Source organism: Psychrosphaera algicola (genome assembly GCF_028401425.1).
GTDB lineage: Bacteria > Pseudomonadota > Gammaproteobacteria > Enterobacterales > Alteromonadaceae > Psychrosphaera > Psychrosphaera algicola.
This window is the reverse complement of record NZ_JAQOMS010000002.1, coordinates 2,982,501-2,998,245: the sequence shown is the minus strand read 5'-3', so window position 1 is coordinate 2,998,245 and position 15,745 is coordinate 2,982,501. Positions and strand designations below refer to the sequence as shown.

The 15,745-nt window shown below is 39.8% G+C and carries 14 protein-coding genes and 5 pseudogenes; 10 read left to right on the top strand and 9 right to left on the bottom strand.

What is annotated here, in order from left to right:
* The first annotated feature begins 217 nt into the window (after positions 1-217).
* The gene (locus tag PN838_RS16460) at positions 218-634 is read left to right on the top strand and encodes an RNA recognition motif domain-containing protein (protein WP_215961978.1); all 417 of its coding nucleotides are present in this window, start codon (positions 218-220) and stop codon (positions 632-634) included.
* A 113-nt stretch (positions 635-747) separates the two neighbouring features.
* Positions 748-1,851: a tRNA (uridine(54)-C5)-methyltransferase TrmA gene (gene trmA, locus PN838_RS16455; RefSeq protein WP_272181367.1), complete on the top strand. Its 1,104-nt coding sequence runs from the start codon at positions 748-750 to the stop codon at positions 1,849-1,851.
* Between the two features lie 124 nt (positions 1,852-1,975).
* Here the strand turns inward: trmA and PN838_RS16450 are convergent, their stop codons facing one another.
* The 5 genes from PN838_RS16450 to fabR all read right to left on the bottom strand — a co-directional run bounded on the left by PN838_RS16450 (position 1,976) and on the right by fabR (position 3,929).
* Positions 1,976-2,113 carry a hypothetical protein gene (locus PN838_RS16450; protein WP_215961976.1) on the bottom strand — a complete coding sequence of 46 codons (138 nt, stop codon included), beginning with the start codon at positions 2,111-2,113 and terminating at the stop codon, positions 1,976-1,978.
* 47 nt (positions 2,114-2,160) lie between these two features.
* Positions 2,161-2,484 (bottom strand): helix-turn-helix transcriptional regulator, encoded by a 324-nt coding sequence (locus PN838_RS16445; RefSeq protein WP_272181366.1) that lies wholly within the window; start codon positions 2,482-2,484, stop codon positions 2,161-2,163.
* 9 nt (positions 2,485-2,493) lie between these two features.
* Entirely contained in the window at positions 2,494-2,793 is a 300-nt protein-coding gene (locus PN838_RS16440) for a hypothetical protein (RefSeq protein WP_272181365.1), read from the bottom strand.
* 33 nt (positions 2,794-2,826) lie between these two features.
* Entirely contained in the window at positions 2,827-2,997 is a 171-nt protein-coding gene (locus PN838_RS16435; RefSeq protein ID WP_272181364.1) for a hypothetical protein, read from the bottom strand.
* Between the two features lie 278 nt (positions 2,998-3,275).
* Positions 3,276-3,929 carry an HTH-type transcriptional repressor FabR gene (fabR, locus tag PN838_RS16430; protein ID WP_272182625.1) on the bottom strand — a complete coding sequence of 218 codons (654 nt, stop codon included), beginning with the start codon at positions 3,927-3,929 and terminating at the stop codon, positions 3,276-3,278.
* Positions 3,930-4,015: 86 nt separating this feature from the next.
* Between fabR and PN838_RS16425 the strand changes: the two are divergent.
* The 3 pseudogenes from PN838_RS16425 (at position 4,016) to PN838_RS16415 (ending at position 7,382) form a co-directional block, all read left to right on the top strand.
* Positions 4,016-5,129, top strand: a pseudogene (locus PN838_RS16425) (acyl-CoA desaturase).
* A gap of 252 nt (positions 5,130-5,381) precedes the next feature.
* Positions 5,382-6,716 (top strand): annotated as a pseudogene (gene sthA, locus PN838_RS16420) (Si-specific NAD(P)(+) transhydrogenase).
* A gap of 84 nt (positions 6,717-6,800) precedes the next feature.
* Positions 6,801-7,382: pseudogene (locus tag PN838_RS16415) on the top strand (uracil-DNA glycosylase family protein).
* A gap of 37 nt (positions 7,383-7,419) precedes the next feature.
* Here the strand turns inward: PN838_RS16415 and hemE are convergent.
* Positions 7,420-8,487: a uroporphyrinogen decarboxylase gene (hemE, locus tag PN838_RS16410; protein ID WP_215961969.1), complete on the bottom strand. Its 1,068-nt coding sequence runs from the start codon at positions 8,485-8,487 to the stop codon at positions 7,420-7,422.
* A gap of 260 nt (positions 8,488-8,747) precedes the next feature.
* Positions 8,748-9,569: an NAD(+) diphosphatase gene (gene nudC, locus PN838_RS16405; protein WP_215961968.1), complete on the bottom strand. Its 822-nt coding sequence runs from the start codon at positions 9,567-9,569 to the stop codon at positions 8,748-8,750.
* A gap of 168 nt (positions 9,570-9,737) precedes the next feature.
* Here nudC and rsd point away from each other — a divergent pair, with 168 nt between their 5' ends.
* Entirely contained in the window at positions 9,738-10,205 is a 468-nt protein-coding gene (gene rsd / locus PN838_RS16400) for a sigma D regulator (RefSeq protein WP_272181363.1), read from the top strand.
* Between the two features lie 109 nt (positions 10,206-10,314).
* Here the strand turns inward: rsd and fkpA are convergent, their stop codons facing one another.
* The gene (fkpA, locus tag PN838_RS16395) at positions 10,315-11,028 is read right to left on the bottom strand and encodes an FKBP-type peptidyl-prolyl cis-trans isomerase (RefSeq protein ID WP_272181362.1); all 714 of its coding nucleotides are present in this window, start codon (positions 11,026-11,028) and stop codon (positions 10,315-10,317) included.
* 338 nt (positions 11,029-11,366) lie between these two features.
* On the opposite strand from fkpA, the gene PN838_RS16390 reads away from it, so the two are divergent.
* A complete protein-coding gene (locus PN838_RS16390; protein ID WP_272181361.1) occupies positions 11,367-12,422 on the top strand; it encodes a WD40 repeat domain-containing protein in 1,056 nt (351 codons plus the stop codon).
* Between the two features lie 85 nt (positions 12,423-12,507).
* Complete coding sequence (locus tag PN838_RS16385; RefSeq protein WP_272181360.1) at positions 12,508-12,735, top strand: SlyX family protein; 228 nt, start codon at positions 12,508-12,510, stop codon at positions 12,733-12,735.
* A gap of 87 nt (positions 12,736-12,822) precedes the next feature.
* On the opposite strand, the pseudogene PN838_RS16380 reads toward PN838_RS16385, so the two are convergent.
* Positions 12,823-13,031, bottom strand: a pseudogene (locus PN838_RS16380) (YheV family putative zinc ribbon protein).
* Positions 13,032-13,144: 113 nt separating this feature from the next.
* Between PN838_RS16380 and PN838_RS16375 the strand changes: the two are divergent.
* Both PN838_RS16375 and PN838_RS27490 read left to right on the top strand, forming a co-directional pair.
* Positions 13,145-15,070, top strand: a pseudogene (locus PN838_RS16375) (ABC transporter ATP-binding protein).
* Complete coding sequence (locus tag PN838_RS27490) at positions 15,067-15,411, top strand: TIGR02444 family protein (RefSeq protein WP_370661049.1); 345 nt, start codon at positions 15,067-15,069, stop codon at positions 15,409-15,411. The pseudogene PN838_RS16375 and the gene PN838_RS27490 overlap by 4 nt, the downstream one beginning before the upstream one ends.
* The last annotated feature ends 334 nt before the right edge of the window (positions 15,412-15,745 follow it).

The following is a 15,745-nucleotide window of genomic DNA, read 5'->3' as shown; positions in this document are numbered from 1 at the left end:
AGAATTTAACGCAAGCCCTTTTTTCAATAATATTACACTTTAATGACTGTTTGTTTGATCCTTGTACAAAGTGCTGTTTTTTCATCAGGATCCTGTACATTAATTAATATTAGAAAGTGCTTGTAATAGATAATTAAGATAATAAGATAAGCTTTACGTGAATCCTTCACGTATCAGCTATTTCTTTATTTAGTCATTTTTTTGAGAGTAATTAGTTATGTCGTTCAACTCTTCGGTTTTCATACCGTCAGTAATTGTTGCAGTAATAGGTGCCATTTTATTATCTTTTATAGATATTTCATTGTCAGGCGCCGTTGTATTCGCTGCCGGTTCAATATTGGCTGGTTTAGCAGCCGCTTTCGCTAAGTCAGAAGACTCAGCAAAAGCAGATACTACTACATTATATGTAGGCAATTTGCCTTACCGTGCAAACGAAGGCAGTGTTCGCGATTTGTTTAGCGAACACGGTACAGTGTTTTCAGTACGTTTGTTGCGAGACAAACAAACTGGTAAGCGTCGCGGGTTTGGTTTCGTTGAAATCGCAACCAGCGATAGCAAAAGCGCTATTGCCGCATTAAACGACTTTGAATTTCAAGAGCGCGTCTTAAAAGTTCGCCTTGCTAACGAAAAGTAGTTAAGTCCTTAAGAAAAAGGCTGCCTAGTGCAGCCTTTTTTATTGGAAAATTTAATATTTTGCTGCTTTTGCATTAAAATACCTACAATCAACCTTTATAGACAAAATAACCCATGCCATTAAGCCAAATCGATCCAGACAATTACGATCTTCTACTCTCTAATAAGTTGGATTTGATCAATGATCAATTCGCAGAGTTTTCAATTCCTAAAATCGACAAATTCAAATCTCCTACATTAAATTATCGAATGCGCTGTGAGTTTAGAGTTTGGCATGACGACGACGATCTTTTTCATATAATGTTTGAGAAAGAAACCAAGCAAAAAGTGCGTATCGATCAGTTCCCACCAGCTAGTACACTTATTAATAGTGTAATGACCGACTTAACTGAGCTATTAAAGCCAAATGAAATATTGCGCCGCAAGCTATTTCAGATTGATTACTTATCTACCCTATCAGGTGAAATCTTAGTTTCTCTGCTTTATCACAAGCAACTTGACGATGAATGGCTCGCCGCAGCAAAAGTGTTAAAACAACAGTTAAGTGACAAATATACAATTAACTTTGTTGGACGTGCTAAAAAGCAAAAGATCGTATTGGATAAGGACTATGTGATCGAAAACCTGACAGTTGACGGCAAGCAGTACATATATAAGCAAGTGGAAAACAGTTTTACGCAACCTAACGCAAAAGTTTGCGAACAAATGTTGAGTTGGGCAAAGAATGCTATTCCTTATAAAGGTGACTTACTAGAGCTTTATTGTGGTAATGGTAATTTTTCAATTGCATTGGCAGACAAATTTGACAAAGTTCTCGCAACTGAGATATCTAAAACATCAGTGCGTTCGGCACAGTACAATATTGAACAAAACAACATAGACAATCTTAAGATCATAAGAATGTCAGCCGAAGAGTTTACCGAAGCGGTAAATAAAACACGTAAATTTACACGTTTAGAAGGTATCGAACTTGATGACTATAAATGTGAAACAATATTCGTCGACCCACCACGTGCGGGATTAGATGAAGATACCGTAAAGATGGTGGCAAACTACCCAAACATTATTTACATAAGTTGTAACCCAAATACGCTTTACGACAATTTGCAGGAACTAAGTAAAACGCACAACATTGCTAAATTTGCCGTATTTGATCAGTTCCCTTATACCGACCATTTAGAATGCGGCGTTGTTCTAACCGCTAAATCTAATCGATAAATAAGTAAGTAAGTCAGACAGACAGCGGATAAACTTAGAACGAAAAGCCCACTATTAATATACTTAATGTGGGCTTTTTAAATGCATAAACCAATTCACGTTGTTGACTCTTTGATAAATGCCATCAAGCAATAAACTGCCCAACAGAAACACCTAATCCAAATATCATTATCGCCACCGTAATGGCCACCAGCGTAATAATCCCTCTGCTTTCTTTGTCACTATCAGCAGTATCCGCAGTTTTACCAGTTACATTTTTCATATTTATTCCTATGTTCACCAAGATAGACTCTTATTACAGCTAAACGGCTAATTCAAAAATCGCATCAGTGCGGCACCAATCAACATACCCGTGATAAGTGTAATAACAAACTGTATTGCCTGTTCCACTAGTTTGCTGCCCTCGGTGTTTTTCATTTCAAGCTCAACCACAGGGCTTTCGGGAATAACTATTTCTGACTGCTCAATTTCAAATACCGACGCTAATGCCATTACCGTTTCATGTGACGCATTACCATAACGTTCAACACGTTGTATGGTTCTTAAACTTACGCCACAGGACTCGGCCAATACTTGTTGAGTCCAATTATGCTTAGTTCTATGGATTTTAATTAACTCTGCATTTATGTTCATTACTATTACCTATACAGAGTGATTAAGAGAAAAACGCGACAATTTCATCGATAGCAAAAAACCAAATACAAAACCAATGGCAAACCAAAACGCGATACGCCATTTAGATTTCTTTTTATTAGCTGTATATTTCGGAACCTGTTTTTGGGTTTCAACATGAACCCCATTTTTAATTAACGTACAGTGCAATTCTGCAGTAAGCAGGCTTACCGTATGAAACTCAATTTCAAGTTCATCTTTACCTATTGTAAAAGGGATAACAGATCGTCTTGTAAAACTTCGTTTTTCACCAACAACTTGGCCATCCACAAATACTTTTTCTTTTCCCGATTTCGCAGAGCCCTAAGCAAGAATTTTGTGACCACCAAATTCGAAATTGAAACTAAAGCCATCACTGAATAAAGCCATAGTTCCTATTTGGTTTACTTCTTGATGGTTATCACTAGATTCGTCCATTGGATTGCTCGTTGAATTATCGTTAGAGTTTGTCTCTATAGTTTGATTATTGTCCATTATGCGTTTCCTCTCGCTTCGTTTTGACGAGTTCAAGTTAAACCGAAATTTTGCTGAATAGTGATGACAAGTGAACGACAGTCATACCAAATGTCATGTGACATACCTGTGTCATATACCCAAAAGGCTATTGTACTGGGGTTTGTAGCGAAATAGAGTTTGTTTTTTACCATCAATATTTAAATGATAAAGCGGCGTGGCGTATCTTAGTCACATTACTCAAAAGGCAATTAGGCGGTTTCTACCTAAAAACCTCGCCTTAAAAATAACACAACTTGTTATTTTCTACCCGCCTCTGCTCCTCTTGTGACATAACGTAATTGTTGAATGACTTTATTAGATAATTCTTCACGTTGTGCCTTGGGTAAATCAAGGGCATCTGCACCGGCATTAAATACAATTGTCACCAACGCATCCGCTTCCCACAAAGCACTTTTATGGTTCGAATGAGTTTTTTGTCTAATGTAATCAGAAAGCTCTTGGATAAAATGCATCATTTCTCGCTGTACAGCAGAACGAAATGCTTTTGAAGTACCTGAACGTTCTCGAAGCAATAACCGGAATTCATTACTATTAGTGTCGACAAACTCCATGAAGGTTTCCACAGACGTACGTACAACACTGCCACCGCCCCTCGCGATCCTTGCGCGCGCCTGGCGCATCAACTGCCGCAACATTAAACCTGCTTCATCAACTAATGTTAATCCAAGCTCGTCCATATCTTTAAAGTGGCGATAAAATGACGTCGGTGCAATTCCAGCTTCACGAGCAACTTCACGCAAACTTAAGTTGGCATAACTGTGATCTGCGCTTAACATTCTAAATGCAGCATCAACAATTGCTCTGCGAGTTTGCTCTTTTTGCTCTGCCCTCGTCCTATTGTGCGGGGATTGGTACCGTTTTTTGTCATTGCAATTTTTTCCTGCGAACAGCTGTTCACTAAAATATAAACATATTAGTTGATTTTTAAGTAAAGCCAGTTAAAATTCAGCGTACACATGTAAGCTCAAATAAGATTATGAAAAAAGCACCTATTATCTGGACAAATGTTTTAGTGTTTTCACTAACATTTTTAATAACCATCATAAGCGTACCTTTGTACGGTTATTTCTATGGTTTTACAATGACGCATATTGTCGCCACTGTTTTAACATTGGGATTCGCGGGAATGTCCATCACAGTTGGTTATCACCGTCTGTGGGCGCATAAAACCTACGAAGCACACCCAATCCTTGAATTTATTCTGGCGTTAGGCGGTGCATTTGCATTGCAAAACAGCGCCCTACATTGGTCGTCAGACCATAGAATACATCATAAATTTGTCGACCAAAATGACAAGGACCCATATTCTGCAAAAAAGGATTTTGGTTTAGTCACATCGGTTGGATGTTACGAGATTACCAAGGCGAAAAATATTGCGACTACAGTAATTGCCGCGATCTACAAAAAAACCGAATTGTAATGTGGCAACACAAACATTATTTGGCCTTAACGCTTATCACTAACTTTGGTGTACCACTTTTATTAGGCCTTATATTTGACGACATTCTTGGATTCTTAATTACTGTCGGTTTTTTACGACTGGTTCTGAGCCACCATTTTACGTTTTTCATTAATTCGTTAGCCCATATTTGGGGTTCACAGCCATATACAGATAAGAACACTGCGCGCGATAATGGTTTACTTGCGTTTGTCACTTACGGTGAGGGCTATCATAACTATCACCATATTTTTGAATCAGACTATCGAAATGGTATTCGCTGGTATCAATACGACCCAAGCAAATGGTTTATCAAAGCAGCTAGTTTTATCGGCCTAACCAAAAATCTACGAAAGGTTCCATTTGAACGTATTCAAGCGGCAAAATGGAAAATGCAAAAATACAAAACCGAAACTAAGGTCGTGGAGCTTCCACACAAACAGGAAATTTTAACGAGACTTGAAGCTGAATACGACATTTTAATGGCAAGACTAAAAGCCTTTGTTAACGCCCGAAAAGAATACCTGATGGCGAAACGTCAAAATGCGCCAAAAATGACCGTTGTTGAGTTAAAAAACAATATCAACTATTAAAAGCACAACTCGCTAGCCAACAATCTCAGTGGCAACAAATGTTAATGCAAGTAGCATAATTCCAAAAATGTAAGAAATGGGCAGCTAAAACTGCCCATTTTCGTTATTTATAGCCGTTATCCGCGAATAAGACTTGGCTGATCACTCAAAAGTTTCTATGATTCATACTGTTATGAAAATAAATTACATAGGGCGAAACTGTGACCGCAAAAAGTAAAAGAACTGAAGCGAAAGTAACCACAACTTCTACCACAAAATACGATTACGATGTGATTGTTATCGGCACCGGGCCGGGTGGCGAAGGCGCCGCAATGAACTTAACCAAAGCTGGTAAAAAGTTGCGGTTATCGAAAAGCATTCTCAAGTTGGTGGTGGTTGTACTCATTGGGGAACCATCCCATCTAAAGCGTTAAGACACTCGGTTAGTCGACTTGTTGAATATAACTCGAACCCGCTATTTAATCGTTCTGAAAAGGCCGCGACACTAACGTTTCACGACATTCTTCAACACACGACAAAAGTTATTAGCGACCAAGTTAGACTCCGCGCCGGTTTTTATAACCGAAATAGCGTAAAGATTTATCATGGTTCTGCCTCGTTTATTGATAAAAACACGTTATCAATTCAAACACCTGACGGCAGTATTGACCAACTAACTGCAGAAAAAATCGTTATCGCATCGGGCTCACGTCCATACCGACCACATGACGTCGACTTTAACCACCCTCGTGTTTATGACTCCGATACTATTTTATCTTTAAAACACGATCCTAAAAGCATCATTATCTATGGTGCCGGTGTCATTGGCTGTGAGTACGCATCAATCTTCCGTGGATTAGGTTGTAAAGTTGACTTGATAAATACACGTGACCGCTTGTTGTCCTTTATGGACGCAGAAATGACTGACTCACTAAGCTATCACTTTTGGAATAGCGGTATAGTCATTCGTCACGGTGAAGAATACGACAAAATCGAAGGTACTGAAGACGGCGTTATAATGACCTTGAAGTCAGGCAAAAGAATGAAAGCCGACTGTTTGTTATTTGCCAATGGTCGTACAGGTAATACTGACAGCTTAAAACTTGAAAACCTCGGTGTTAAAGCAAATAGTCGTGGTTCTTTAGGCGTTAATAAAAACTATCGCACAGAAGTCGACAATATATTTGCTGTAGGTGATGTTATCGGCTACCCAAGCTTAGCAAGCGCAGCATATGACCAAGGTCGCATCGCGGCAGACTATATGTTGAATATTGCTAATGAAGGCCAACTCATCGAGGACATTCCAACGGGTATTTATACCATCCCAGAAATGTCATCGGTTGGTAAAACTGAACTCGAATTAACGGCGAAGAAAATCCCTTACGAAGTAGGTCGTGCATCATTTAAACATCTTGCTCGTGCACAAATCGGGGCGAGTGCCGTTGGTAGCTTAAAGATCTTGTTCCACTGTGAAACTAAAGAAATTTTGGGTATTCACTGCTTTGGAGAACGTTCTGCTGAAATCGTGCATATCGGCTAAGGCGATTATGCAACAAAAAGGCGCTGCCAATACCATAGAGTACTTTGTACGCACAACATTCAACTATCCAACGATGGCTGAGGCATACCGTGTAGCTGCGCTAAATGGCTTAAATAGATTGTTCTAAACATTTAAATGCAGCGGTGATAACAACCGCTGCATTTTTTTATCCTATGAAACGTCATTTGACTTTTACAACCACCAGCACGATATGACTGACAATAACGCAGTTATTTCAGCGCTCTCCAACTGTACTTTATGTAAAGAAACCCTCCCTTTACCGCCAAGACCTATATTTCAACTTCACAGCAAAGCTAAAATATTAATCATTGGACAAGCGCCTGGATTAAAAACCCATCAAAAGAACCAAGCCTTTGACGACGCATCGGGTGACAGATTGCGCGAATGGTTAGGGATGACTCGCGAACAATTTTATAATGAGCAGATATTGGCAATTATGCCGATGGCATTTTGTTACCTATGAAAAGTCACTAATAGCTCAGGCGACAAAGCCCCGCCTAAAATTTGTAGTCAGACTTGGCACCAACAAATACTAGGTAATTTGGGTAATATAGAACTAACGCTGATTATAGGTCGCTATGCGGCGCAAAAATATGTGGATAACTTCGAGAACTTAACCAGTTCGATCCGAAACAACGACTTTACAAACAAAACAATCGTTTTACCGCACCCATCACCAAGAAACAATATTTGGATTAGTAAAAATAGGTGGTTTGAAACAAAAACGCTGCCCAAATTAAGGCAGCGAATTTTAGATGCTTTTGATGATTAACCTAAATTTAAATGGTAGTCATTATTTTAAGCTAAGATTATTTATGGAATTCAGGGCTGAATTCAACAACGGAGTCAAAAAATACGCCGGCATTTTCCGGAGTCACATCTGGCGTAATGCCGTGACCTAGGTTAAATACGTGACCAGTCCCGGAATGACCGTAGTCAGTTAAGATAGACTTAACTTCCTGACGAATTCTATCTGGTGTCGCATATAACATTGACGGGTCCATATTCCCCTGCAAAGCCACTTTATCGCCAACACGTCGTTTAGCTTCAGCAATATTAATGGTCCAATCAAGTCCTAATGCATCACAACCTGTTTCAGCCATGAGCTCTAACCACTGACCACCATTTTTAGTAAACAAGGTCACAGGAACTTTACGCCCATCATTTTCACGAGTTAAACCATCAATGATCTTGCTCATGTAATTTAAAGAGAAATCTTTGTAATCACGCGGGGTTAATACGCCACCCCATGTATCAAATATCATTACCGATTGCGCACCAGCGGCAATTTGAGCATTTAGATAGCTTGTCACTGAGTCAGCGACTTTATCAAGTAACTGGTGCATTAAAGCCGGTTCTGAATACATCATGCCTTTGATTTTAGAAAATGTCTTAGTGCTACCGCCTTCAACCATATAAGTCGCAAGCGTCCAAGGACTCCCTGAAAAACCAATAAGTGGTACTGATCCGTTTAATTCTTTACGAATAGTACGAACAGCATCCATAACATAACGTAATTCTGTTTCAGGATCTGGAATACCAATTTTAGCGACGTCAGCTTGAGTCTTAATTGGATTTTGAAATTTAGGGCCCTCGCCTGTTTCAAAATACAAACCTAAACCCATGGCATCTGGGATGGTCAAAATATCTGAAAACAAGATAGCCGCGTCAATTGGATAGCGACGAAGCGGTTGCATGGTCACTTCACACGCCAACTCAGGATTTTTCATTAAAGAAACAAAGTCACCAGCAATAGCACGAGTCGCACGATATTCTGGTAAATAACGGCCTGCCTGACGCATCATCCATACTGGAGTACGGTCAACTGGTTGTTGCAATAACGCTTTTAGATAACGATCATTTTTTAATTCAGTCATAATTCACCCTAAAAATTTCGGTGAGATTCTATCAGGAACAGAGCAACTCCTCCATAGAAAGAAACGACCTAAAAAACGATTTCTTTATTCTAAATCAATCATTATTAAGTTCTTGCGCACTAAAGTCTGCTTTGCTATAAATAGTTCGCGCTCACGAATTATAAAAAAGAAGCTCTATAAACAGCTCACGCGCTAGAAAAATTTGACCACTCTTTACGAGTGGTTTTTTCTTTTCTAGGACCCCATAATTGTACTTTCAATTACCTACGAGCTAAAGCCATCATCTTTTTCGTGGTATGAATCAATTTACCAGCAATCGTTTGCTGTTGCGGTACTTGCGGCAGATCCTTAATTGAAAACCAATCCGCAGTAACAATTTCGTCTTCACAAATATTTATCTCGCCGCTGTCGTATTCAGCCAAAAACCCAACCATTAATGAATGCGGAAACGGCCAAGGTTGGCTCAATTGGTACTTAAGATTTTTAACTTTAATACCTACTTCTTCAAATACTTCACGATGTACTGTTTGCTCTAACGTTTCACCACTCTCAACAAAACCGGCTAAAACACTATAAAGCCCAGTAGTAGAACGTGTCCCCTGAGCCAATAGGATCTTATCTTTGTTCCGTATTGCCACTATCACCACCGGCGAGATACGGGGATAACATCGATGTTTACATGGCTCACACAAGGTCGCCAGTTCCCAATCGACAAGGGTCATTTGCTCCCCACACTCGCCACAATATTTATGTGTGCGCAGAAACAAAGCAACTTGATAAGCCCTTGCGGCAAATTCAAACATCTCATTGTGATTAAACAACACACTGCGAATACCAACAAATAGCTCATGATCCATTTCGTCGATTAAATCGGCGCTTTTAACATCTATCATGTACACAGGTAAATCTTGATGTTCACCAATTTGATGAACCGATTCTGGCGCTTTAACAGGCAAACCAAGTTCGTCAAAACAGCCACTTGGAAGTTGGTTAACCGGAGACGTTAAATACACCCGATGCTGATGCACTAAGCACCACCAGCCGTTTAACTCATTATTGAATAAGATGTTGTGTTTAATCATATTTTTCCACCTGTACTTTTCGGCAAGTTTACCTTGGATCTAGTCATAATTAACAATGTTAAATTACATTTAATGTCTTATACTTACGGATTCTGGAATCAAAATAGATTGATCTTTTTGTTAAATTCCAGTGTTATGGATTAATAATGAATTAAAAAGGGCATATTCATGTTATCTCGTTTGGAACAAACTCAACAAAAGTACGGTGGTGCAAATCACATCATCGATAATTGGTTAACAGAACGCCAAGAATTGTTGGTTAAGTATTGTAAATTGGCAGCACTACCACCTTATGATACAGAAGCAAAACAGTTACCTGATGTCGCAAACGTGAATGACTTTTGTCAGGTTTTAATTGATTATCTTTCTGCCGGCCATTTTGAAATTTTTAATGATATTGTTAAGCAATGTCGTGAACACGGACCAGAAAGCGCAAAATTGGCAGAAAATATCTATCCAAAAATAACAGAAACAACAAACAAGCTTGTCGAATTTAATGATAAATATATGGCGATGAATGTGTCTGCAGACCTCGGTGATTTTGACAGTGACCTGTCTGCAATAGGCCAAATACTAGAATCACAATTAGAACTTGAAGATGAGCTAATCCAAACGCTATATAGCAAACATAGTTAAACACGCCCGTTTTGGATGAGTTTGCAATCTACATTTTGATTCGCGACAAAATAAAAATAAAAAAGGCGCTATTTTTACATAGCGCCTTTTTAGTGCCTGTTAACTTACGTTAACTAGCCTTCTTTTTGATATCAAATAATTCAACTTCAAAAATCAATGTCGAATTTGGTGGGATCTGACCTGCATTACGAGAGCCGTAAGCTAACTCTGAAGGAATAAAGAATTTATATTTAGATCCAATACTCATGTATTGTAGACCTTCAGTCCAACTAGGAATAACACGGTTAAGTGGGAAGCTAATCTTTTCACCACGATCGACAGAAGAATCAAATACCGTTCCGTCTAATAATGTACCGTGATAATGAACTTCAACAGTGTCCGTTGCCGCAGGTTTAGCACCTTCAGCCGCTACAAGCACTTCGTACTGTAGGCCACTGTCTGTAACAACAACGCCTTCACGTTTCGCATTTTCAGCTAAAAACGTTAAACCAGCCTCGCGCGCTTCTTTTGTTTTAAGCTCAGACACTTGTTGCTGTAACGCTTGCATCACAGTTTGAATTTCTTCATCACTCAGTTGCGATTTAGCGACTAACGCATCTTGAATACCGGCAATGATCAATTCTTGTTTTAAAGAAATCCCAATTTCAGCATTGCTATCAAGGTTTTTCTTAAGGTATGTCCCCATAGATGCACCAAGTGCATAACTTTGTTTGTCAGCATCAGAATCTAATTTAGCAGGGGTATTAGCTTGCTCTGCACTTCCGCAGGCACTCATTAGGCCAATTGATGCGGCTATCAAGGAAAGCTTTAACGCTTTTTTCATTTGTTTCTCCAAATTGTTTAGACGAACATTCCATTGTCTAAAGTAAATATATAATGACTCACTTGTGCGGCCATATCTCAGAATATCAATACGTAAATAAGTATCTCTATGACATACTTAATAAAATAAATTTTGATGTACTCAATATTTGGCTAAAAATGCCAATTCCATTAATATCATTTTCAGTTCAAAGTGACCTATACTAGCGATTAACTTTCGAAAGAAAAACCTTATTTTTGTTAAGAGGCAAAAGATTGCTCAATAAACTCCCGACTTTAGCCATTTTGTTTATATCTTCGCTCCTTTTGGGTGCTTGCACACCTGAAAGTTCCCGACCGATGAAACAAAATCAACACGCCCAGGACGGGTCCTTTGCTGCTAGCGTATCCCGTAGCGGTAATTTTGCTGTTGTTTCATCGTTATATCACGGCGTTGCGCTTTGGGATTTAAACAAAAATGGTCTTAAATACATTTGGCAACAAACCCCAGTTGGCAGTCAGGTAACTTTTAAAGACGGTGAAACGACCAATTCAATGGCCAGCAGCAACTTCGTTTTCGCCACATCAATAGCGGACGACGACTCCCACGTGGTACTTGCAGACAAAGAGACGTTTTCACTTTGGGATGTAAATTCCGGCAAAAACATTGGTTATTGGCAAGCCAGAAAATCTAAAGTAAAACTAACTCAAAGCGAAGACGAATCTTATTGGCACAGTCGCCATAAATCATCTAGCGCTGGATTAATTGATCAGGTGATTATTGATCAAAACAAATGTTTGAACCCAGACGAGAGTAAAGGCGAGAAATGCGTGATCCTTGGACGTATCCGCGCAATTGATGTCTCTAATATGGGACGCCACATCGTTATAGGTAAAAGCAATGGCATAGTTGTTCATATGTCTGTAGATACCGGCCGTCGCTTAGAATTCCTTGCCCACCATACGCCTATCACCGACAACGAAGGCAATGCAATACATGTTAACAATGCCATCAACAGTTTAGCAATTTCACCCAATGGCCGTTATGTATTGACCGGTTCGAGTGACCAAACCGCCTATTTATGGGATACCAAAACAGGACAAGTCGTGTTTAAATTTAGACACGGCGCACGTGTGGTACAGGTTGCCCTCGACGCCAAAGCTCGCTTTGCGTTTACGTCTGACAGCAAAGGACGTTCAACAATTTGGGACTTAAAAACAGGCAACGCCATCACTCAGTTACACTATCTTAATCGGCAGGAAATATTCACTACCGCAAGGTTTTCTCAATCCGGAGAATACTTAGTTACCGGCGCGCCGAATAGAGAACTCAGCCTTTGGAGTGTGCAAACTGGCGAATTATTACAACGTTGGTATGTCTCGCCTAAAAAGATTCTCGTCCGGCAAATGCAGTAGTGTATAGTGCCGCCTTTATAAACCAAGACCAGCAAATTGTTTCTGAAAGTTCCGCTGGGTTAAGCGAAGTATGGGAAATCAAACCGTGAATAACGCCGATATAGCATTATTAATAAAACGAATAGACGACTTAGAAAACAAAGTGGCGTTTCAAGACGACACATTGGATCAACTCAATAGCGAAATCACTAGCCTTAATTTAGACAATCGCTTAATGAAACGACAGTTGCAAATGCTTGCGGAAAAATTTAAAGAAACCAAAACCTCTGTTGTCGGCAGCGAAGCGGATGAAACACCACCGCCACATTATTAAGGCCAACACAGTTTATACCGCTGATACGGCTCGTTTATTTGGTACTAGAGCCTAAGTAACAAGGCTCTAACGCCATTAAATCACAAATCAATCTTCTCCTAGGGTAAACACCCCAATGACTTGTTCAAACTGCCTAGTGGCACCTTGTACAGCCCCCTCTGGCTGCGTCATCGTGTGTCCACAACTTTGGCATTCAACCTTCTCAACACTGTTTTCTTTAAACAACATCATAGTATCCATTTTTTACATTCAGGACACGTTGCACCGGCGATAAAACGTTTTTTCTGCTTAGCCATCAAATTTCTCTCTGGATATAACCAATTGCGGCACATTTAAACAAAATTTGGTTCCTTTGGATATAGCTTAACGGTAGTATTCACAGCCTATTGGTTAGGAGTACTATTTTACTATGTTGAACATTTCACAACTTTACCTGCAACTCGGAAACAAAGTACTTTTCGATAAAGCCGACGCGATTATTTATCCCGGGCACAAAATAGGTATCGTTGGTGCGAATGGCTCGGGCAAATCCACATTATTTAACCTCATCAGAGGTGAACTTGGTGGCGACGACGGCGAAGTTAGTATGCCAAATAGCTGGACGCTGGCATGGGTAAAACAAGAAACGCCTGCCCTAGCCAAGTCTGCTTTAGAATACGTTATTGACGGCGATGTTAAATATCGAGAGTTACAACAACAACTTGAACAAGCCGAGCAAGAAGACGACGGCGCTAAAATTGCCCACATTCACCACGAAATGGATTTAATTCACGCTTATACAATTCGTTCACGAGCCGGTGAATTATTAAATGGTCTTGGATTTGATACCGAAGCGCAGCAACAGTCTGTAATGAGTTTCTCCGGTGGTTGGCGCATGCGACTTAACTTAGCGCAAGCTCTAATGATCAACAGTGACCTACTATTACTCGACGAACCAACTAACCATTTAGACTTGGACGCGGTTATTTGGTTAGAGAAATGGCTCACTCGTTACCAAGGTACAATGTTACTTATTTCCCATGACAGAGACTTTATTGACAATATCTGCCAGGGCATTTTACATGTGGAAGCCCAAAAGCTTAACTTCTACTCAGGTAACTATTCTAATTTCGAACGCCAACGCATGGAAAAGCTCGCCCAACAGCAAGCTGTTTTTCAAAAGCAACAAACCGAAATTCAACACATTCAGTCTTTTATCGACCGTTTTAAAGCTAAAGCGTCAAAAGCCAAACAAGCCCAAAGCCGGGTTAAAATGCTTGAACGCATGGAATTAATTGCCCCTGCTCATGTCGATTCACAATTTAATTTTGAGTTTAAACAGCCAACCAATTTGCCTAATCCAATTATAAAAATGGATAAAGTCAGTGCTGGTTACGAAACTAAAACCATACTAACCGATATTAAACTTAACTTAGTGCTAAGGCAGCCGAATTGGATTATTGGGTCGTAATGGCGCGGGTAAGTCGACCTTGATCAAAACCCTATCTCGAAGCTTAGCGCCGTTAGGCGGCGAGTTTGAGCACAGTAAACATTTAAAAATTGGCTATTTTGCACAGCATCAACTAGACACCTTGCAGTTAGGTAATTCACCGATTCAGCACCTTATTCAGTTGCAAGATGGATTAACCGAACAAGAAGCCAGAAACTATTTAGGTGGATTTGGCTTTAACGGCGACCAAGCACTTGACCCAATTGACCAGTTTTCCGGGGGTGAAAAAGCCCGCCTCGTATTGGCCTTAATGGTTTTCCAGCGCCCGAACCTATTACTCATGGATGAACCAACTAACCACCTCGACATTGAAATGCGTCACGCCTTAACAATGGCACTGCAGGAATTTGAAGGCGCAATGATCCTAATTGCCCATGACAGACACTTGCTTAAAGCGACCTGTGACGATTTATATTTAGTCGACAACGGCACAGTGTCACCCTTCCTCAGTGATCTTGAAGATTACCATAAGTGGTTGCTCGACCAGCAAAAGCTGGAAAGTATCGAAAACCAACTTTCAGACGAAGAACCAAAAGAAAACACGGCCGCGGCTAAAAAAGAAATCAAGCGTCTTGAAGCAGAGATGCGCAAAGAAATATCGCCAATCAAAAAATTGCCGACAAACTTGCAGTTAAACAAAGCAAGTTAGAACAGCAACTAGTAGAAATCGAACAAGCAATGTCTGACAGTGACTTATATTCCGATAAGCGTAAAGGCGAGCTAAACCAATTATTGCTCAAGCAAGGCGAATTGAAATCTGAACTCGACGACGTTGAAATGCAATGGTTCGAATGTGAAGAGCAAATGGAAGATATCAAAGCTAAATTTGATATTGAAAATGTATGATAGCCCAAGACCAATTTTGGCAGTTTAGCCTAGCACATTATCAACAACCTAATGTCCAAGCTACAATGTTGAGTTGGCAAGACAACTACGGGGCCAACGTTAACTTGGCCTTGTTGTGCATTTACTTAACTGAAAACTCGCTGTCCTTGTCAAGAGACAACATCGCGGCATTACACAACAAGGTCATTGAGTGTGACCGGTCATATACCCGCCCCTTCGCGAACTGCGGAAAATGTATAAAGCCAATCAATCAGCACTTAGTCATTACAAAACCATTCGCTATAGGCACTCTTGAGTGCCGAGTTAGAACTCGAAAAACAACAACAAGCCATTTTAATTGACACCTGCAACACACTAAAATTACAAACAAAGACTGCCGACAACTGGCTTAACTACCAAAACTATTTAAAGCAACTCTAAGCACAACTACATGACTTTTGCACAAACATGCAACTTCGATTGGTGAAATTTCGATTTTATTAACGGCCACTTTAATCGTTCCAACCGCCTTTTTATGATCCAAATCAAGTTTCAACTGCATTCAGAGCACACTGCAATAGCAAACTTGATCTCAGATCATAATGCCAATTTAAAAGAGATCTAAACTCACTCCATCAACAAAAGTTAGGAGATAAATCATGTTTAGAGATTTTTTAGTGACCCAGTATTATATTT